This window comes from Stenotrophomonas sp. AGC87 (assembly GCF_057333975.1).
This window is the reverse complement of sequence record NZ_JBHFHW010000004.1, coordinates 209,225-227,273: the sequence shown is the minus strand read 5'-3', so window position 1 is coordinate 227,273 and position 18,049 is coordinate 209,225. Positions and strand designations below refer to the sequence as shown.

Here is an 18,049-nt window from a genome sequence, read left to right as displayed (position 1 = left end):
CCCCCCCCCCCCACTACTGATGCCCAGCAGCTCGGCCGGCCTTACGCGGGACGCGCATCCTCCGGCACCGCAGCCACCGGCAGCGTCGGCTGGGTCGCATCCACCGTGACCGGCTCATCACTGCGCATCAGGGCGCGCGCTTCAGCCTCACTGGCCACGGCTGGCGGAGAACCCCGCAGCGGCATGCCCGCCGTCTCACGCACGAACAGCATGGTGATCACGCCGATCACCGCCGCGCCCATCAGGTAGTACGCCGGCACCAGCGGATCGCCAGTACGCTCCACCAACCAGGCGGTGACCAGTGGCGTGGTGCCACCGAACAGCGAGACCGAGACATTGAAGGCGATGGACAGCGCGCTGTAGCGCACCGGGGTGTAGAACAGCGCCGGCAGGGTGGACGGCATCGAGCTGGTGAAGCACACCAGGGCCACGCCGAGCAGCATCAGCCCGAGGAAGATCAGCCAGTCATTGCCGCTGCCCACCAGTTTCAGGCACGGGATCGCCAGCAGGAACAGCGCGATGCAGGCGCCGATGATCATCGGGCGGCGGCCGAGGCGATCACTGAACAGCCCACCCAGCACATTGAGCGGCATCATCACCAGCATCACGATGATGATCAGCAGCAGGCCTTTGCTTTCGGCATAGCCCATCGTCACGCTCAGATAGCTGGGCATGTAGGTCAGCAGCATGTAGTCGGTGACGTTGAACACCAGCACCAGGCCGACGCAGATCAGCAGCTGTGCCCAATGCACGCGGAACAGCGCGCCCAGGCCGGGGCGTTCGTGATCGCGCTTCTCGGCCTCTTCGGCATACGCGCGGAAGGCCGGCGTCTCCTCCAGCTTCATGCGCATGTACAGGCCAAGCAGACCCAGCGGACCGGCGACGAGGAACGGAATGCGCCAGCCCCAGTCCAGCATCTGCGTGCTGCTCAGAGCCATGTGCAGCGCGGTGACGGTGCCGGCACCGGCGATGTAGCCGCCCAACGTGCCGAACTCCAGCCAGCTGCCCATCAGGCCGCGGTTGCGGTCGGTTGAATACTCGGCGATGAAGGTGGCCGCGCCGCCGTATTCGCCGCCGGTGGAGAACCCCTGCACGATACGGGCAAGCAGTAACAGCGCCGGCGCCCAGATGCCGATACGGTCATACGAGGGAATCAGCCCGATGCTGAAGGTACCGGCGGCCATCAGGATCATGGTGGCCGCGAGCACCTTCTGCCGCCCGTACTTGTCACCCAGCGGCCCGAACACCAACCCGCCCAGCGGGCGCACCAGAAAGGCGACGGTAAAGGTGGCGAAGGTGGCGATCAGCTGCGCGGTCGGGCTGCTGTCGGGGAAGAACACGTGGCCGAGGGTGACGGCGAGGTAGCCGTAGACGCCGAAATCGAACCACTCCATCGCGTTGCCGAGCGCGGCGGCGCCAACGGCCTTCTTCAACATCGGGCGATCAACGACGGTGACTTCGTCGACATGCATCTGGCGGCGGCGTTTGAACCAGCCGAAATGAGCGTGTGCGGCAGGCAGGTCCTGCATCTGCGTTCTCCTGGAAGCAGGCCATCGCGGCGCCCGAGGTCCCGCGCACGGCACAGGAAATACCGCCTCTGATGACACAGCGCGATGCGCGAAGAGGGGTTGCAACAGACGATCCCGGACGGCCGCGTGGACTCAGCGACGCTGCGGGATGGATGACCAGGAAGCGGGCAATGGCCCGGGGGTGATCAAGCGGACCATCTTACTACACCTGGCGCACTCGATCCCCTTCATGCGTGTCTGCGGCGCATGGAACAGCGTGTTTCAAGCTGTTTTCAAGGCGTTTCACGCGATGAATACGCGTTGGCGAAACGTCGGCAACACGGTCTATCACACGCGTTCCAGCGCATCGATCAGCGGCGCCAGGTCCTCGCGCTCATGCGGCCGCACCGCGCGCGCGATTTCCTGGCCGTCGCGCAACAGGATCACGGTCGGCCACAGCTTCACGGCGAAGGAGCGGCCCAGTGGCCGCCCCTTCCCATCCTCGACCTTCACGTGTGTCGCGTCGTAGCCACCCAGAAACTTCTGCAGCAGCGGCTGGGCGGCACTGCAATGGCCACACCAGCCGGTGCCGAATTCCAGCAACAACCACCCGCTCCCCGCATCGATCTCGGCGCGGGTGATGTCCGATGGGCTGTACTCACGAACGAAGGCCATGGGCGATGCTCAGGACAGAGCGCGCTGGATATCTTCCAGCGGCGCGTTGGTGAAGTCCTTGGCGAGATCCTTGATCAGGCGCTCCTGCGTTTCCTTGTGCAGCAACGGGCGGATACGGCCCAGCGTCTGCGGATCGGCGATCAGGATCAGATGCGCGTAGCGGTTCTTCAACGCGTCTTCGTTCAACTGCGCCGCAACCTGCTTGGCAAACGTCGCCTCGTTGAGCTGGGAGATCGTCATCTCCTGCGGCACGGAGCCGGAGGGGCCCTGTCCGGATGCGCCGGTTTCGCTGACGGCCTGCAGCTGCAGTTCCCCCTCCTGCTTGAGTTGCAGCTTGTGCGCGGTGCCGGCGTTGGTGAACACGCGGGCCGAGCCGCCATCGGCGACAACAACGAGGGTACCTTCGGGGATCTGCTGGCTCATCTTCTACTCCTAATGGGGAAAGCCGAGCGCGGGTGCACTCGGGTTCCACCGTAGGCAACGTCATGTAAGCACCGTGCATACAGATGTATGCACCGCGTATGCAGGCCCTGTCCGCCCTGCTCTGCGAGGGGTGCCGGGCATCCAGGTGGGCGCTCACACCGGGATCCTTGCGCCCGGGGCAACTGTCTTTCGCCGGTGGGCGGGTGGTTGAGAAACGGTGCCGCGCGCAGACTGGCTGGCCTGCAACCCCGGACCCAATCCCCATGAGCATTCACATTCCCGGCCGCGTCGGCTTCGGCACCGCACCGCTGGGCAACATGTACCGCGCCATTCCCGAGCAGGAGGCACTGGACACCGTCCATGCCGCGTGGGAACACGGTATCCGCTACTTCGATGCCGCCCCGATGTACGGCACCGGGCTTGCCGAGCTGCGCCTCGGCGAAGCGTTGCAGCACCACCCACGCGATGCTTATGTGCTGAGCACCAAGGTCGGGCGCCGCCTGCTGGAGGAAACCGAAGACACGGCCAGCCGCGACCTCGGCGAGAAGGGTGGCCTGTTCGAACACGGCCTGCCCAACAAGATTGTCTACGACTACAGCGCCGATGGCACCCTGCGCGCCATCGAAGAAAGCCTGAAACGCTTGAAAACTGATCGCCTCGACATCGTCTGGATCCACGATCCGGCCAAGGATTTCCACGGCGACGATTGGCGTGCGGTCTTCCATCAGGCGATGTCCGGCGCCGCGACCGCGCTCACCCGGCTGCGCGAGGAAGGCGTCATCAAGGGCTGGGGCCTGGGTGTCAACCGCGTGGAGCCCTGCGTGATGGCGCTGCAGCAGGCCGACCCGGACGGCTTCCTGATCGCCGGGCGTTACACCCTGCTGGATCACGACGACGCCCTCGCCACCCTGATGCCGGCTAGCGAAGCGCGCGGCACCAGCATCGTGGTTGGGGGGCCGTACAACTCCGGCATCCTTGCCGGTGGCGCGCATTACGAGTACCAGAAAGCCGACGCCCATGTACTGCAACGCGTGGGTCGACTGCAGCAACTGTGCGCGCAGTTCGGCGTGGATATCCGTGCTGCGGCGCTGCAGTTCTCGCTGGCGCATCCCGCCGTCGTGGCGGTCATCCCGGGTGCCAGTCAGCCCAGCCGCATTGCGGAGAATCTGGCGCTGGCAGAGGTGGCGATTGCGCCCGCGTTCTGGAGCGCGCTTCGCGAGCAAGGGCTGGTGTCCCCGCTGGCACCACTGCCGATTGATTAAGGGCGCGCGCGGGTCCCGCGCTTACTTGCGCTTTCCCCGCGCCTGCACCCAGCGCATTCCCGCCAGGGCAGTTACCACCAGCAATCCGAACACTGCCAATGGATTCCATGCGGTGCCGGAGAGTGTGAGCATCTGCTCGGACGACAGACCGGTGATGATCATCATGCCAAGACCACCGACGCACAGCGATCCCACCCCGAGGGCGATGTCGCGCTGACCAACCCTGTCTCCATGGGGTGCGACCTCTTTCAGCTCACGAATGCCTTCAATCCGGCCATGCGCTTGATGCCCTTTGTAACCCGCCACGACGATACCGACAGAGATCATGTCGTCCGGGTTGAGCATGCACGGAGAGATCTGCACGCGCTCCTCCACCACGCTGATGGTCACCTCGTCGCGCAGCGACTCCGGGCTGACCTGCTCAACATGACAACTGATGATCTCCTGCGCACCGGGGAAGCGGATCCCGAGCGGCGTCGTGATCTCGGTAGCGCGGATGGCCGAATTCCCCACATTCTTCACGGTCAGCCACAGCATGGCGGCATCGGGCACCTTCCTGCCGTGGAAGAACACCTCCACCGCTCCGAAGGCATTTTCATTGATCGAGACCAGGTGATTGACTGGGCTCACCTCGTAACGGATCGCCCGCTTGCGGCGATTGAGCACCTGGAATACCTGCACCAATCCCAACGTAAGTGCGATGTACACCGCGATCCAGCCTGAATCCAGATACTTATCCACCCGCCCTCCTGGTCGCGCAATGCCTGACAGAATCCTAGCCGAATTCTAAACAACACTTCATGGGTCGCGTTGGACGGCGGTGAGAACAACCGGCTGCGGCTGACGCAATTGCCTCTATTGACCCCTCGCACCATGCCAAGCACATCAACGCCACTCATCCTGTTGGGCACGCTGTTCACTGCGGCGGGATATGGCGCAACGTTCCTGATCTCGGTCTGGTTCCGTGCGCATGGCGGCAGCGATATCGATGCAGGCAACACACTTGGCATGGCCCTGGTTGGCACCCTGATCGGTGTTCCTCTGGTCGGTTGATGCGCCGGCAGGATCGATTTTGCTTCTCGTGGCTGTCACCCAGGGCGGCCTCTCGTTGACCGCTGCATTTCTTGGGATTGCGTTCGCCCTGCACGCCGCCGCCGTCCTCACCGGTGCCGGCTATGGCCTGCTCTATCCGGTGATCCAGACTTGGGCGGTCAACGTCTCACCGGAGCAAGACCGCCATGCGGCACTTACGTGGTTTGTGGTTTCGTATTTCATTGGCATCTTCGGATTTCCGGCAATCGGTGGCTGGTTGCTGGTCACTGCCGGCAAGGCCGCGTTTGTCTGTGTGCTGGTTGCCCTGGCCACACTCGAACTTGCTGCAGCGACAGTGAGGGTGCCTTTGGCGGTCCGTCGTCCCGCTCCGCCCTCCACCTAGATATCGGGCGAGCCCGCGGGGCATCTGAATGACCTCCCGAGGCACCCCGCAGCCAATCAGGTGTAAAATTCGTCGTTTTAACCGGAACAATGGCCAAAACCGCGCAACGGACGCCTGTCCCGGGCCCGGCCTTCATCCGGCTGCTGGCCCGCCTCGCTGAAAGCAACCTGTCCTCGGCGGGCCCGGCCCTGTCGGACCGGCTCAGCGAATGGGTGGACTGGACGCGGGCGGTGACGTTGTCCAAGGCGCTCGATGGCCGGCTGCCGGCCGCGGTCGAGGGGCCGGATTTCGATGCCGACGAGGACGCCGAGTGCCAACGCCTCCGCGCGGCGCTGGAGGCGAGCATCGTTCAGGAACCTGAGTCAGCCAAGGCGCCTCGCCGGCTGGTTGACGCCGACGGTGCCGACGCCCCTGTCGAATACACCGTGTACGGCGAGCGCTACCTCACCCTGCAGCGCGCCATGCTCAGTGCCACCAGCCGTCTGCGGGGGCGCCTGCGCGACATGTTGACCCGCACCTCGCCCGAGATGGCGCGGCTGGCCGAGGTGGATGCGCTGATGGAGCAGACCCTGAGCGCGCGGGAGTACAGCCTGCTGGCCAAGGTGCCGGTGCTGCTGAGGGTGCATTTCGAGCGCCTGCGCGACGGCGGCAGCGATGATGCCTGGCGCGAGGTGTTCCGCCGCGACATGCAGAGCCTGCTGTTGGCCGAGCTGGATATCCGTTTTCAACCGATCGAAGGCCTGCTTGCAGCGCTTCGCACCCACTAACCGGGACGTCATGTTCAGAACCAGTCTTCACTACGTTGTTTTCCTGCTTGGCCTTGTCGCGGTGTGCTGGATCGGCGCGGGCTATGCCAGCACCAATCCGGTCGGTTTCGCTGTCGCCCTGCTGATCGCTATCTGCTACCTCGCCGGTGGCCTGGAGCTGTATCGCTACCGGCAGGCGACCGCCTCGCTCACGGCGGCCAGCGCCAGTGCAGGCACCGCCAGCGCCGGGCTCGTCACTTGGCTCGGCCAGCTGCATCCCAGCTTGCGCAACGCAGTGCGCCTGCGCGTGGAAGGCGAGCGCATTGCCCTGCCCGGCCCGGTCCTGACCCCGTACCTGGTCGGGCTGCTGGTGCTGCTCGGCATGCTCGGCACCTTGCTCGGCATGATGGCGACCCTGCGCGGCACCGGGCTGGCGCTGGAAAGCGCGACCGACCTGCAGGCCATCCGCGGCTCGCTGGGCGCGCCGGTGGAAGGCCTTGCGGTCGCCTTCGGTACCTCGATCGCCGGTGTCGCCACTTCCGCGATGCTGGGCCTGCTCTCGGCCCTGTGCCGGCGTGAGCGGCTGGAAGCGGTGCAGCGGCTGGACGTGGAGATCGCCACCACCCTGCACACGCACTCGCAGTCCTGGCAACGCAATGAAGCTTTCCGGTTGCTGCAGCAGCAGGCCGAAGTGATGCCGGCGCTGGTCGAACGGCTGCAGGCCATGACCAGCGCGATCGAGCAGCAGAGCAACGTCTCTGGCGAGCGGTTGCTGGCCAACCAGCAGAGCTTCCATGCCAAGGCCGACGAAGAATATGCCCGCCTGACCGCGGCCATCGAACAATCGCTCAAGGACAGCGTCGCCGAAAGCGCGCGTGCGGTCGGTGCGGCCTTGCAGCCGGTGATGGACACCACGCTCGCCGGCATCACCCGCGCCAACGCCACCATGCACGAGACGGTGACCAATGCGGTGCAGCACCAGCTGGCCGGTTTGACCGAGGGTTTCGACGCCAGCCGCGCCGCCACCGCCGCGTCCTGGCAGGCCGCGCTGGACAGCCAGCAGCAGACCAACACGGCCCTGACCGCCGACCTGCGCGCCACGCTGGACGGATTTGCCGCCCAGCACGATCAACGCGCGCTTGGCCTGCTCGACGCCGTTTCCACGAAACTGGTCAGTACCGCCGACGGTTGGCAGGCGGCCCAGTCCGCACAGCAGCAGACGAATGAAGCCATGGCGACCGAGCTGCGCAGTGCGCTGGCCAAGTTTGCCGAGCAGCATGGCGAGCGCTCCAGCGCGTTGCTTGAAGCAGTCTCGACTGAGCTCAACGCGACCGCGCAGCGCTGGCAGGAGGCTCAGGCTGCGCAGCAGCAGACCCATGCTGCGCTCACCGGCGACCTGAGCACGGCGCTGGCCAGCTTCACCGAAACACATGACGCCCGGGCCACCGGCCTGGTCGACGCCGTCGGCAACCGGATGGAGGCCACGACTGCGCAGATTGCCGATGCTTGGCAGCAGGCGCTGGCCCGTCAGGATGCCGCTGCGACCGCAGTGAGCGAGCGTCACCAGCACGCACTGGATGCCGCCGCCGCGACGCTGCAGGCGCAGGCGGTTTCGCTCGGCGAGGCGATGCAGCACTCGCATGCCCAGCTGCAGGACGCGCTGGAAGCACGCGATCAGCAGCGCCTGAGCGTGTGGACCGATGCCTTCACCGGCATGAGCGCCCGCCTGGGCGAGCGCTGGGAACAGACCGGCGCCAGCGTGGCCAGCCGTCAGCAGGAGATCTGCGACACCCTCGCCCGCACCGCCAACGACATCACCCAACAGGCCCAGGCGCACGCCAGCGAGACGATCAGCGAGATCTCGCGGCTGGTCCAAGCCGCCTCGGAAGCGCCCAAGGCCGCCGCCGATGTCGTCGCCGAACTGCGCAGCAAACTCTCCGACAGCCTGGTCCGCGATACCGCCACGCTGGAAGAACGCAGCCGCCTGCTCGCCACCGTGGAGACGCTGCTCGCTGCGGTCAACCACGCTGCCAACGAGCAGCGCGTCGCGGTGGATGCACTGGTATCGACCTCGGCCGAGCTGCTCGACCGCGTCGGCACGCGCTTCACCGATCACATCGAAGCCGAGACCGGCAAGCTCGGCAGCGTCGCCGCGCAGGTCACCGGCAGCGCGGTGGAAGTGGCGAGCCTGGCCGACGCGCTCGGCAGCGCCGTACAGTCCTTCGGCACCGCCAGCGATGGCCTCAACGAGCGCCTGGCCCAGATCGCTGCCTCCCTGGACGGCTCGCTGGCCCGCAGTGACGAGCAGCTTGCCTACTACGTGGCCCAGGCCCGCGAGGTGATCGACCTCAGCGTGCTCTCGCAGAAGCAGATCATCGATGAGCTGCAGCAGCTGGCTGGCCGCCGCAGCAGCAAGGCCGGGGCCGCCTCGGCATGAGCGACGAGATCGAAGTCGAGGCCGATGGAGGCGCCCCGATCTGGGCCGCCTTCGGCGACCTGATGTCGGTGCTGCTGGGCGCGTTCGTGCTGATCCTGGTCGGCGTGGTTGCGCTGCAGCTGGAGCTGACCCACCGGCTGGATGAGGAGGTCAAGCAGCGCCAGGCCGAAGTGCAGCGTCGGCAGACGCTGGAGCAGGCCTTGGCCGGCCCGCTCGCGGCCGGGCGTGTGACGCTGGTGGATGGCCGCATCGGCATCCGCGGCAATGTGCTGTTCGCGTTGAACTCCGATCAGCTGCAGCCGGAAGGTGCCGACGTCCTCAAGAGTCTGGCCGGGCCGTTGAAAGGCTACCTGGCCTCACGGGAGGAGATCCTCATGGTCAGCGGCTTCACCGACGACCAGCAGGTGCGCGATGGCAACTGGCGTTTCGCCGACAACTGGGAACTCTCCGCCGAGCGTGCGTTGACCGTGACCCGCACTCTCATCGCTGAAGGCGTGCCGTCGGACGCGGTGTTTGCCGCCGCATTCGGTTCCGAGCAGCCGGTGAGTTCCAACGCCGACGAAGACGGCCGTGCCAAGAATCGCCGCGTGGAGATCGCGCCTATTCCCAAGCCCAAGACCCGCAAGGCAGCGGATGCCCCGTAGTTCTGTCGCAACCGCTGAGATTCTCGAGAACTGGCGAGCGGACAAACTCGACCAGCTCGATCGCACCCGCTTTGCCGTGATCGACGCGTTGCATGCCCGCGCGCAGGCGCATGACGGCGAGGTGCGGGCGCTGTTGCAGGCGAAGCTGGATGCGTTGATGGCGAGCTACGGGGAGCGGATTGCGAAGGCATCGGCAGCGGTGCCATCCGAGCCAAGCCCGTCAGCCGGGCGCATCGGCCTGCAGGCGCTGGTCACGGAATTGACCGGCCAGCACAACGCTGCGTACCCCGAACTGCCGGTGCTGGCCGAGGTTCGTGCGAGCTGGGCCACGCTGCGCAATGCCAGCCAGCTGAAGGAATCGCTGGCCCAGGTACCCACCAATGGCGGGCCATTGAACTCCGGCGTGCTGGTCCATCGCGCCTTGACGCTGATGAAAGAGACCTCCCCGGCGTATCTGGCGCATTTCATGACCTATCTGGATGCGCTGTCCGGCATGGAGCATCTGCATCAGTGGGGCGTGCTGGTGGCAACGCCGAAGGTTGTGCCGCGGGGGACGAAGCCGCGGCGGCCGCGTGTGGGTAAGGCGCCTGGCTGATTGTCTCCGCGCCGGCGTCCGTAAGTCTCATGGATTCAACATCACGCCGCGCTGGCATGCAGGGTCACGCCTAGCGCACGGGTGACTTTAAGGATTGTGGCAAAGTCAGGGCTGCGTTCACCGGACAAAGCCCGGTACAAGCTTTCGCGCGACAGACCCGCATCACGCGCCACTTTACTCATGCCTTGCGCGCGCGCGATATCCCCAAGCGCCTTGGCGATGAACGCCGCATCACCGTCACTTTCAATGATGCAAGCATCGAGATACGCCGCCATCTCGTCGGGTGTTCGCAGGTGCTCGGCCACATCAAATGTCTCCAAGCGCGTTTTCTTGTTCATTGCCATGGCATCTGTACTCCGAACCATTCGGGGCTATTGTCTTTCAATGGGAGTGCCCTACAGGTGACGTGCTAATTCCTGTGCTCTTGCGATGTCCCGTTGTTGCGCAGACTTGCTCGATTTATCTCCCCCGACCAGAAGAATCACGACCTCGCCTCCACGGTGCGTGTAATACACGCGGTATCCGGGGCCGACGTCAATCCGAAGCTCCGATACACCGCCGGACAGATTTCGATGATCGCCTGGGTTGCCATCTGCCAGGCGGCGAATCCGGGCAAGGATCCGCATCCGTCCGACCACGTCTTGGAGGCCGTCGATCCAGTCTTTGAATTCCTGGGTGCGTTTCACATCCACGCGGGCAACTGTAGCTCGCCGGCTACAATTCGTCAAAGCGCCTTGGGTCCGATCCCCGTGGGCACGCGGTCAACACGCACTCATTCCAGCCCCCTTGCCCTCGCCAAATCCCGGTGGTAGCTTTGTAATTACAGCGTAATTATGCAGAGGCACCACATGGCTCGAGACTGGAACACGCTTGCGGAACGCCGCCAGGCAAGGCTGCAGCGGGCCACGGATGCCGGGATCGGGCGCCTGGTGCCGCATGCCGAGGTGCTCCGGCTCCTGCACACCGTGCTCGAACCCGGCGACCGGGTCTGCCTGGAGGGCAACAACCAGAAGCAGGCCGATTTCCTGGCCGAGTGCCTGGCCCAGCTCGATCCGGAACAGGTCCACGGCCTGCACATGGTCCAGTCCGTGCTCTCCTTGCCATCGCATCTGGATGTCTTCGAGCGCGGCATCGCCCAGCGCCTGGATTTCTCCTTCTCCGGCCCGCAGAGCGGCCGGCTGGCCAATCTGGTCGCCGAGGGCCGGATCGAGATCGGGGCGATCCACACTTACCTGGAACTGTTCGGCCGCTACTTCATCGATCTGACCCCGCAGGTCGCGCTGATCGCAGCCCAGGCCGCTGACCGCCACGGCAATCTCTACACTGGCCCGAACACCGAAGACACCCCCGTGATCGTCGAGGCCACCGCCTTCCGTGGCGGCATCGTGATCGCGCAGGTCAACGAAATCGTCGACACCCTCCCCCGCGTTGATATCCCGGCCGATTGGGTCAACTTCGTCACCGAGGCGCCGCGCCCCAACTACATCGAGCCGCTGTTCACCCGCGACCCGGCGCAGATCTCCGAGATCCAGGTGCTGATGGCGATGATGGCCATCAAGGGCATCTACGCCGAGTACGGTGTGCAGCGCCTCAACCACGGCATCGGCTTCGATACCGCCGCGATCGAGCTGCTGCTCCCCACCTATGCCGAATCGTTGGGCCTGAAGGGCAAGATCGGCACGCATTGGGCGCTCAATCCACACCCGGCGCTGATCCCGGCGATCGAATCGGGCTTCGTGCAGTCGGTGCATTCGTTCGGCTCGGAGCTCGGCATGGAGCGCTACATCGAGGCGCGCTCTGATGTGTTCTTCACCGGCAGCGATGGCAGCATGCGCTCCAACCGCGCGTTCTCGCAGACCGCCGGTCTGTATGCGTGCGACATGTTCATCGGCTCCACGCTGCAGATCGATCTGCAGGGCAACAGTTCCACCGCCACCCGCGACCGCATCGCCGGCTTCGGCGGCGCGCCCAACATGGGTTCGGATGCCCGCGGTCGCCGCCACGCCAGTCCGGCCTGGCTGAAGGCGGGCCAGGAAGCGGCACTGCCCGGTCAGATGCCGCGCGGTCGCAAGCTGGTGGTGCAGATGGTGGAGACGTTCCGCGAGCACATGGCGCCGGCCTTCGTCGACCGTCTTGATGCGTGGGAGCTGGCCGAGCGCGCCAAGATGCCGCTGCCGCCGGTGATGATCTACGGCGATGACGTCACCCACGTACTGACCGAAGAAGGCATCGCCAATCTGCTGCTGTGCCGCAGCCCGGAGGAACGCGAACAGGCGATCCGCGGCGTGGCCGGCTACACCGCGGTCGGCCTGGGCCGCGACCGCGCGATGGTCGAGAACCTGCGCGATCGCGGCATCATCCGCCGCCCCGAAGACCTCGGTATCCGCACCCGCGATGCCAGCCGCGACCTGCTTGCCGCGCGCTCGGTCAAGGATCTCGTGCGTTGGTCCGGTGGGTTGTACAACCCGCCCAAACGCTTCCGCAACTGGTAAGGGGCACCCCATGGAAACCCTGCGTTATCGCTTCCCCGGGCAGCACGATCTCACCGAGCGCGATCACCACGCGCTGGTCGGCGTGGTCGCCTCGGGCAATCTGGAAGTGCTGATCGAACCCACGCCGCTGGATGGCGCGATGGAGATCGAGGTGATCACCTCGGCCACCGGTTTCGACACCATCTGGCAGGCCGTGTTGGCCGACTTTGCCGCCCGCCACCCGCTGCGCAACGTGCGGTTGTCGATCAACGATGCCGGCGCGACACCGGCGGTGGTCAGCCTGCGTCTGCAGCAGGCGCTGGAAACCCTGCAGGAAGGAGACGCCACGTGAGCAGTCACAGCTTTTACGAGGCCGATGCCCGCGAGCGTATCCACGGTCTGCTCGATGCCGGCAGCTTCAGCGAGTTCGTCGGCCCGGCCCGCCGCATCATCAGCCCGCACCTGGCCCAGCTGGATCAACCCGGCGCGTTCGATGACGGCATCGTGGTCGGCGCGGGCAGCTTGAACAGCCGCAGCGTCCTGATCGCCGCGCAGCAGGGCCAGTTCATGGGCGGCGGCGTGGGCGAAGTGCACGGCGCCAAGCTCACCGGCCTGCTGGAGCGTGCCGTTGAGGTGCGCCCGGAGGCGGTGCTGCTGCTGCTCGACAGTGGTGGCGTGCGCCTGCATGAAGCCAACGCGGGCCTGATCGCGATCTCCGAGATCATGCGCGCGGTACTGACCACGCGCGCCGCCGGCATTCCCGTGTTTGCACTGATCGGAAGCGGCAACGGTGCGTTTGGCGGCATGGGCATCGTTGCCCGCTGCTGCACGGCGGTGGTGATGTCCGAAGAGGGCCGCCTCTCGTTGTCCGGCCCGGAAGTGATCGAGACCGTGCGCGGCGTGGAGGAGTTCGACTCGCGTGACCGTGCCCTGGTCTGGCGCGTGACCGGCGGCAAACACCGCTATCTGATCAGCGACGCCGTGCAGTTGGTGCCGGATCGCATCGAAGCCTTTGCCGATGCCGCCACGGCACTGATCACCGCACATGCCGAGCCGCAGGATCCGCTGGTTGCGCTTGAACAGGAACACGCCCGGCTTGGCACCCGGATCAACGCCTATGGTGGCTGCCGCGATGGCCTGGAGGTCTGGCGCCTGCAGGGCATTGCCGATGCCGACCAGCTGCCGCTGCTGGAGACCGCTGACTTCCTTGACGCCGTCAAGGACCGGAGCCTGCCATGGAACTGACGCCCCTGCTCGATGCCCTGTTCCCGCTCGGCCACGCGGTCACCCGCGAGGACGATGTGCTGGGCGGTACCGCCACCACCGCCGCAGGCGAGGTGACTGTCATCGGCACCGCCAACAAGCTGGAGGTAGGTGTCGATCACGCCCTGGCGCTGGCCGCCACCGTGCTCGCCAGCACCCGCGCAGATCCGCAGCGGCCGATCGTCATGCTGGTCGATACCGCCGGTCAGCGTCTGGCGCGCCGCGATGAAATGCTCGGCATCAACAGCTACTTCGCGCACCTGGCGCGCACGCTGGATCTGGCCCGCCGCCGCGGCGCGCCACTGGTCAGCCTGGTGTATGGCGAGTCGGTGAGCGGCGGCTTCCTGTCGTTCGGGTTGATGGCCGACCGCATCTTCGCCCTGCCCGAAGCGCAGGTGCGGGTGATGGATCTGCGCGCGATGGCCCGTGTCACCAAACAACCGCTGGAGAAACTGCAGGCACTGAGCCAAAGCTCGCCGGTGTTCGCGCCGGGGGTGGAGAACTACGTCCGCATGGGCGCCGTGGAGGCCGTCTGGAAGGGCGACCTCGCGCAGGCGCTGGTGGATGCGCTCAAGACACCCATCACCGGCGACCAACGCCGCGAGCGTGGCGCCGCGCGCGGTGGTCGCGTGTTGGCGCGGGATGTCGCCGCTGCCGTGGCCGCAGGCGAGAGCTGAGCCATGCGCCGTCACGACCTGGTCTGGCTCGATCCGCAGGCACCGTGGCAGGTGCTGATCCCGGGCGCGGATGCGCGCCTGCGGGCGTGGGCCGAGGCGCCATTGCCTTTCGTCGTGGCACGTCGTGATCCGGCCGCTGATGGCGATCACTTGCGGCTGGGGGTGCCGTTGCCCTTGGCCGAACAACGCCAGCGGCTGTCGCTGCGGATCGAACCGGGGCATGTGCTGCGCACCACGCCGCCGCCGGCCTTGGCCGAGGTCATCGAAGGCCTCGCCGGGCCGTGGCGGGACGACCTGCGCCCGCTGCTCGCGGCGGCACGCGATCTGGAGCTGCAGCCGCGTGTCTTCGGCAGTTTCGCCTGGCAACACCTGACCGGACTGCCCTATCTGCGGGCCAGCTCGGATCTGGATCTGCTCTGGGAGGTGGAGGATCACGCTCAGGCGGATCGATTGGCCGCCTGCATGCAGCACTGGGAGCGTGAGCACCGCCTGCGTATCGACGGCGAACTACGCTTCCCGGGCGAGCGTGCCGTGAACTGGCGCGAGTACGCCAGCGGCACCGCACGGGTGATGGTCAAAACCGGTGATGCCTGCTGGCTGTCACCGCGCGACGCACTGCTGTCGCTGCAGGTCGTCGCATGAACGCTGCCCTGCACACCGTTCCGGTAATACCGCCCTCCCCCACAGCGGCGGCGCATCGTTTGGGTCGGCTGGCGATCACCAGCCTGCATGCAGAATTGGCCTGCGCGCCCAAGCCGGGCCTGGTGACGCCATGGAGCCAGGGCAGCCATCAGGACATGCACGCAGGCACCTTCCTGCGCAGCCTGTTCGCGCTGCGCGGCTACTTCGTGACCGTCGCCTCAGCTGGCGCGCGGGGAATGCCCTTCGAACAGTTGCGCTCGCATGGCATCGATGCCGAAGCGGCCATGCTGCGCGCCACCGGCGGCATCAATACCCACCGCGGTGCGATCTTCAGTCTGGGGCTGCTGGTCGCGGCGTCCGCGCGGCTTCGCCATACCGGAGCAACGCGCCCCCAGGGCATCGCGGTATGCCAGGCCGTCCGCGATTACTGGGCGCCCGCACTGCTCACCGCACCGTTGAACAGCGACAGCCCCGGCCAGCGTGCCCGCCAGCGCCATGGCGTCGCCGGCGTCCGCGAACAGGCCGCGCAGGGGTTTCCATTGCTGCGCGACGTCGCCCTGCCCAGGTTGCAGGCCGCGTTGCGCGCCACGCAGGACCGCCAGGCGGCGATGGTGCAGACGCTGATGTCGCTCATCGCGGTCACCACGGATCTCAACCTGCTGCATCGCGGTGGCGAGCGCGGATTGGCCTTCGCACAGCAGCAGGCACGTCGCTTCCTCGCCGAGGGCGGCGCCCTGCAGCCCGGCTGGCGGGCGCGGCTCGGGCCTGTGTGCGATGCCTTCGAGGCCAAGCGCCTGAGCCCGGGTGGCAGCGCCGATCTGCTGGCCTGCGCGTGGTTCCTGCACCTGCAGGAGCACCCATGAGCCTGGTGCTGCTCTGCCCGGGCCAAGGGGGCCAACACCCTGGCATGTTTGATCGGGTGCGCGGCGATGCACTGGCGCAGCCGGTACTCGATCAGGCCAGTGCACTGCTCGGCGCGCCGGTCGCGCAGATCGCTGCCGATGCGTCCCGCTTCCGCAATGCGCTCGCACAACCGCTGGTCTGTACTGCCGCGCTCGCGCACTGGGCCGCGCTGCAGCTACTGCTGCCTACCATCACCGTCGTCGCTGGCTACAGCGCGGGTGAGCTGGCTGCGCACGCCGTGTCCGGCAGTGTCAATGTTGCTACCTGCCTGCAGCTGGCGCACGAACGCGCCTTGCTGATGGACGCCGCGGCGCCCGCCGATGCCGGCCTGCTGGCCGTGATCGGGCTGGACGAAACGCGCATTGCGCGGCTGTGCGCCACGCACGGCGTGTTCCTGGCCATCGTCAACGGGCCGGACCACGTGGTCCTCGGTGGCCTGCGCAGTGCGCTGGACGCCGTCGCCATCGAGGTAGCCAATAGCGGCGCGCGCGCCGCCGCGCTGCCCGTGGATGTACCGGCGCATACCCCCTTGCTGGCCGCCGCCGCACAAGGCTTTGCGGACACGCTTCGTGACACCGCCCTGCACAGCCCCCATCTGCGCCTGCTGGCCGGCATCGACGGCCGCCCGGTCAGCGACGTCGCGCGTGTCGTGAGCACCTTGTCGGCGCAGATCGCCCAGCCCGTGCAGTGGCAGACCGTGCTGCAGCAGGCGGTCGAGCGCGGCGGGCGCGTGTTTCTGGAACTGGGCCCCGGCGCGGCGCTGAGTCGCCGCGTCCGTGAGCTGCATCCGCAGCTGGAGGCGCGGTCCGTAGAGGATTTCCAGACGCTGGAGGGCGTTCTGGAGTGGGTGGACGGTGCATGCGCACGCGCATGAAGGTCTGCCGGTAACCGCAGCACCACGTAACCCCGGATGGCGGGTCGCCATCATGCTGCACGCGTATCAAGTGTCTCGGGAGGGCGCATGAGTCCGCAAATCGCAACGATCATCGGCTTGGTGATCATGTTCATCGTGGCCACCGCGCTGCCCATCAACATGGGTGCCGTGGCCTTCGCGCTGGCCTTCATCATCGGCGGGCTGTTCGTCGGGATGGAGGGCAAGGAAGTGTTGGCCGGCTTCCCGAGCGACCTGTTCCTGACCCTGGTCGGCATCACCTACCTGTTCGCCATCGCACAGAAGAACGGCACCATCGATCTGCTCGTGCATTGGGCAGTCAAGGCCGTGCGCGGGCACATCGTCGCCATTCCATGGGTGATGTTCGTGGTCACCGCGGTGCTGACCGCCTTCGGCGCGCTCGGCCCGGCCGCGGTGGCGATCATCGGTCCGGTCGCACTGCGCTTTGCCAAGCAGTACAAGATCAACCCGCTGATGATGGGCCTGCTGGTGATCCATGGCGCGCAGGCCGGTGGTTTCTCGCCGATCAGCGTCTATGGCGGCATCACCAACCAGGTGGTGCAGAAGGCCGGCCTGGAAGTCACGGAAATGGCCGTGTTCCTGACCAGCCTGGGCTTCAACCTGCTGATGGGCATCATCTGCTTCTTCGCGTTCGGCGGGCTGGCCCTGATGCGTCGCGCACCGACGGCGACCGAACCGCTGGTCGCCGGCAGCCAGGCGTCCTCACGCCAGTTTGCGATCGAAGGTCACGGCGCCTTGGTCTCGGCGGGCGGTGGCACGCTCTCCAATGATCCGGACGCGCTGGATGACGTGCGCATCAACCGCGAGCGCGTGTTCACCCTGATCGGCCTGCTGGGCCTGGGTATCGCCGCACTGGTCTACAACCTCAACGTCGGCCTGGTCTCGATCACCGTCGCAGTGGTGCTGGCCCTGCTCTCGCCCAACTCGCAGAAGGGCGCGGTGGATGGCATCAGCTGGTCGACCGTGCTGCTGATCAGCGGTGTGGTTACCTACGTGGCCGTGCTGCAGCAGGCCGGCGCGGTGGATTACATCGGGCATGGCGTGGGTGCGATCGGCATTCCGCTGCTGGGCGCGCTGCTGGTCTGTTATGTCGGCGGCATCGTCTCGGCGTTCGCCTCCTCGGCGGCGGTGCTGGGCGCTACGATTCCGCTGGCGGTACCGTTCCTGATGCAGGGGCATCTGAGCGCGGCGGGTGTGATCTGCGCCCTGGCGATCTCCTCCACGGTGGTGGATGTGAGCCCGTTCTCCACCAACGGTGCGTTGGTGGTGGCCTCGGCCGCGAAGGAAGAGCGCGAAGCGCTGTTCCGCCGCTTCCTGGTCTATAGCGGCCTGGTCGTCGCCTTCGGTCCACTTCTGGCGTGGCTGCTGTTCGTGGTGCCGGGCTGGATGTGACCCCATGGCGGGTCTGCTCCGGCAGGCCCGCCCGGACCCGTTAGAATGCTGCACACCTGCACA

At 66.6% G+C, this 18,049-nt stretch carries 21 protein-coding genes; 15 read left to right on the top strand and 6 right to left on the bottom strand.

Annotated features, from left to right (window positions below; genetic code table 11):
- Positions 1-41 precede the first annotated feature (41 nt).
- From proP to ACE026_RS01860, 3 genes are all read right to left on the bottom strand, one after another.
- Positions 42-1,529 (bottom strand): glycine betaine/L-proline transporter ProP, encoded by a 1,488-nt coding sequence (proP, locus tag ACE026_RS01870; RefSeq protein WP_486037454.1) that lies wholly within the window; start codon positions 1,527-1,529, stop codon positions 42-44.
- Positions 1,530-1,856: 327 nt separating this feature from the next.
- On the bottom strand, positions 1,857-2,183 hold the full coding sequence (locus ACE026_RS01865; protein WP_486037452.1) for a thioredoxin family protein: 327 nt from the start codon (positions 2,181-2,183) through the stop codon (positions 1,857-1,859).
- A gap of 9 nt (positions 2,184-2,192) precedes the next feature.
- Positions 2,193-2,606 (bottom strand): host attachment family protein, encoded by a 414-nt coding sequence (locus ACE026_RS01860; protein WP_486037450.1) that lies wholly within the window; start codon positions 2,604-2,606, stop codon positions 2,193-2,195.
- A 263-nt stretch (positions 2,607-2,869) separates the two neighbouring features.
- Here ACE026_RS01860 and ACE026_RS01855 point away from each other — a divergent pair, with 263 nt between their 5' ends.
- The gene (locus ACE026_RS01855) at positions 2,870-3,868 is read left to right on the top strand and encodes an aldo/keto reductase (RefSeq protein WP_486037449.1); all 999 of its coding nucleotides are present in this window, start codon (positions 2,870-2,872) and stop codon (positions 3,866-3,868) included.
- 21 nt (positions 3,869-3,889) lie between these two features.
- Here the strand turns inward: ACE026_RS01855 and ACE026_RS01850 are convergent, their stop codons facing one another.
- Positions 3,890-4,609, bottom strand: a complete 720-nt coding sequence (locus ACE026_RS01850) for a hypothetical protein (RefSeq protein WP_486037448.1) — start codon at positions 4,607-4,609, stop codon at positions 3,890-3,892.
- A 69-nt stretch (positions 4,610-4,678) separates the two neighbouring features.
- On the opposite strand from ACE026_RS01850, the gene ACE026_RS01845 reads away from it, so the two are divergent.
- The 6 genes from ACE026_RS01845 to ACE026_RS01820 all read left to right on the top strand — a co-directional run bounded on the left by ACE026_RS01845 (position 4,679) and on the right by ACE026_RS01820 (position 9,725).
- On the top strand, positions 4,679-4,921 hold the full coding sequence (locus tag ACE026_RS01845; protein WP_486037446.1) for a hypothetical protein: 243 nt from the start codon (positions 4,679-4,681) through the stop codon (positions 4,919-4,921).
- A 28-nt stretch (positions 4,922-4,949) separates the two neighbouring features.
- Positions 4,950-5,303: a hypothetical protein gene (locus tag ACE026_RS01840; protein WP_486037444.1), complete on the top strand. Its 354-nt coding sequence runs from the start codon at positions 4,950-4,952 to the stop codon at positions 5,301-5,303.
- 89 nt (positions 5,304-5,392) lie between these two features.
- A complete protein-coding gene (locus ACE026_RS01835) occupies positions 5,393-6,070 on the top strand; it encodes a DUF3348 domain-containing protein (protein ID WP_486037443.1) in 678 nt (225 codons plus the stop codon).
- 10 nt (positions 6,071-6,080) lie between these two features.
- Positions 6,081-8,486: a DUF802 domain-containing protein gene (locus ACE026_RS01830; RefSeq protein WP_486037441.1), complete on the top strand. Its 2,406-nt coding sequence runs from the start codon at positions 6,081-6,083 to the stop codon at positions 8,484-8,486.
- Positions 8,483-9,130 (top strand): OmpA family protein, encoded by a 648-nt coding sequence (locus ACE026_RS01825; RefSeq protein ID WP_486037440.1) that lies wholly within the window; start codon positions 8,483-8,485, stop codon positions 9,128-9,130. Before ACE026_RS01830 ends, ACE026_RS01825 begins: the two co-directional genes overlap by 4 nt.
- The gene (locus ACE026_RS01820; RefSeq protein WP_486037438.1) at positions 9,120-9,725 is read left to right on the top strand and encodes a DUF2894 domain-containing protein; all 606 of its coding nucleotides are present in this window, start codon (positions 9,120-9,122) and stop codon (positions 9,723-9,725) included. The genes ACE026_RS01825 and ACE026_RS01820 overlap by 11 nt, the downstream gene beginning before the upstream one ends.
- A gap of 41 nt (positions 9,726-9,766) precedes the next feature.
- On the opposite strand, the gene ACE026_RS01815 is transcribed toward ACE026_RS01820, so the two are convergent.
- On the bottom strand, positions 9,767-10,069 hold the full coding sequence (locus ACE026_RS01815; protein WP_486037437.1) for an addiction module antidote protein: 303 nt from the start codon (positions 10,067-10,069) through the stop codon (positions 9,767-9,769).
- A gap of 51 nt (positions 10,070-10,120) precedes the next feature.
- Positions 10,121-10,411, bottom strand: a complete 291-nt coding sequence (locus ACE026_RS01810; RefSeq protein WP_486037435.1) for a type II toxin-antitoxin system RelE/ParE family toxin — start codon at positions 10,409-10,411, stop codon at positions 10,121-10,123.
- A gap of 162 nt (positions 10,412-10,573) precedes the next feature.
- Between ACE026_RS01810 and mdcA the strand changes: the two genes are divergently transcribed.
- The 8 genes from mdcA to ACE026_RS01770 all read left to right on the top strand — a co-directional run bounded on the left by mdcA (position 10,574) and on the right by ACE026_RS01770 (position 17,986).
- Complete coding sequence (mdcA, locus tag ACE026_RS01805; protein WP_486037433.1) at positions 10,574-12,217, top strand: malonate decarboxylase subunit alpha; 1,644 nt, start codon at positions 10,574-10,576, stop codon at positions 12,215-12,217.
- Positions 12,218-12,227: 10 nt separating this feature from the next.
- A complete protein-coding gene (mdcC, locus tag ACE026_RS01800) occupies positions 12,228-12,548 on the top strand; it encodes a malonate decarboxylase acyl carrier protein (RefSeq protein WP_486037431.1) in 321 nt (106 codons plus the stop codon).
- Positions 12,545-13,441 (top strand): biotin-independent malonate decarboxylase subunit beta, encoded by an 897-nt coding sequence (locus ACE026_RS01795; RefSeq protein ID WP_486037429.1) that lies wholly within the window; start codon positions 12,545-12,547, stop codon positions 13,439-13,441. Before mdcC ends, ACE026_RS01795 begins: the two co-directional genes overlap by 4 nt.
- Complete coding sequence (gene mdcE / locus ACE026_RS01790) at positions 13,432-14,136, top strand: biotin-independent malonate decarboxylase subunit gamma (protein ID WP_486037427.1); 705 nt, start codon at positions 13,432-13,434, stop codon at positions 14,134-14,136. The genes ACE026_RS01795 and mdcE overlap by 10 nt, the downstream gene beginning before the upstream one ends.
- A 3-nt stretch (positions 14,137-14,139) precedes the next feature.
- Positions 14,140-14,778, top strand: a complete 639-nt coding sequence (gene mdcG, locus ACE026_RS01785) for a malonate decarboxylase holo-[acyl-carrier-protein] synthase (RefSeq protein WP_486037425.1) — start codon at positions 14,140-14,142, stop codon at positions 14,776-14,778.
- On the top strand, positions 14,775-15,641 hold the full coding sequence (mdcB, locus tag ACE026_RS01780) for a triphosphoribosyl-dephospho-CoA synthase MdcB (protein ID WP_486037423.1): 867 nt from the start codon (positions 14,775-14,777) through the stop codon (positions 15,639-15,641). Before mdcG ends, mdcB begins: the two co-directional genes overlap by 4 nt.
- Positions 15,638-16,555 (top strand): malonate decarboxylase subunit epsilon, encoded by a 918-nt coding sequence (mdcH, locus tag ACE026_RS01775; protein WP_486037421.1) that lies wholly within the window; start codon positions 15,638-15,640, stop codon positions 16,553-16,555. The genes mdcB and mdcH overlap by 4 nt, the downstream gene beginning before the upstream one ends.
- A gap of 87 nt (positions 16,556-16,642) precedes the next feature.
- On the top strand, positions 16,643-17,986 hold the full coding sequence (locus ACE026_RS01770; RefSeq protein WP_486037419.1) for an SLC13 family permease: 1,344 nt from the start codon (positions 16,643-16,645) through the stop codon (positions 17,984-17,986).
- The last annotated feature ends 63 nt before the right edge of the window (positions 17,987-18,049 follow it).

What these genes read in the sequence shown, in the direction of transcription:
- proP (WP_486037454.1), bottom strand. Translation starts at nt 1,529, where the DNA reads ATGCAGGACCTGCCTGCCGCACACGCTCATTTCGGCTGGTTCAAACGC.
- ACE026_RS01865 (WP_486037452.1), bottom strand. Translation starts at nt 2,183, where the DNA reads ATGGCCTTCGTTCGTGAGTACAGCCCATCGGACATCACCCGCGCCGAG.
- ACE026_RS01860 (WP_486037450.1), bottom strand. Translation starts at nt 2,606, where the DNA reads ATGAGCCAGCAGATCCCCGAAGGTACCCTCGTTGTTGTCGCCGATGGC.
- ACE026_RS01855 (WP_486037449.1), top strand. Translation starts at nt 2,870, where the DNA reads ATGAGCATTCACATTCCCGGCCGCGTCGGCTTCGGCACCGCACCGCTG.
- ACE026_RS01835 (WP_486037443.1), top strand. Translation starts at nt 5,393, where the DNA reads ATGGCCAAAACCGCGCAACGGACGCCTGTCCCGGGCCCGGCCTTCATC.
- ACE026_RS01830 (WP_486037441.1), top strand. Translation starts at nt 6,081, where the DNA reads ATGTTCAGAACCAGTCTTCACTACGTTGTTTTCCTGCTTGGCCTTGTC.
- ACE026_RS01825 (WP_486037440.1), top strand. Translation starts at nt 8,483, where the DNA reads ATGAGCGACGAGATCGAAGTCGAGGCCGATGGAGGCGCCCCGATCTGG.
- ACE026_RS01820 (WP_486037438.1), top strand. Translation starts at nt 9,120, where the DNA reads ATGCCCCGTAGTTCTGTCGCAACCGCTGAGATTCTCGAGAACTGGCGA.
- ACE026_RS01815 (WP_486037437.1), bottom strand. Translation starts at nt 10,069, where the DNA reads ATGGCAATGAACAAGAAAACGCGCTTGGAGACATTTGATGTGGCCGAG.
- mdcA (WP_486037433.1), top strand. Translation starts at nt 10,574, where the DNA reads ATGGCTCGAGACTGGAACACGCTTGCGGAACGCCGCCAGGCAAGGCTG.
- mdcC (WP_486037431.1), top strand. Translation starts at nt 12,228, where the DNA reads ATGGAAACCCTGCGTTATCGCTTCCCCGGGCAGCACGATCTCACCGAG.
- mdcE (WP_486037427.1), top strand. Translation starts at nt 13,432, where the DNA reads ATGGAACTGACGCCCCTGCTCGATGCCCTGTTCCCGCTCGGCCACGCG.
- mdcG (WP_486037425.1), top strand. Translation starts at nt 14,140, where the DNA reads ATGCGCCGTCACGACCTGGTCTGGCTCGATCCGCAGGCACCGTGGCAG.
- mdcB (WP_486037423.1), top strand. Translation starts at nt 14,775, where the DNA reads ATGAACGCTGCCCTGCACACCGTTCCGGTAATACCGCCCTCCCCCACA.
- mdcH (WP_486037421.1), top strand. Translation starts at nt 15,638, where the DNA reads ATGAGCCTGGTGCTGCTCTGCCCGGGCCAAGGGGGCCAACACCCTGGC.
- ACE026_RS01770 (WP_486037419.1), top strand. Translation starts at nt 16,643, where the DNA reads ATGAGTCCGCAAATCGCAACGATCATCGGCTTGGTGATCATGTTCATC.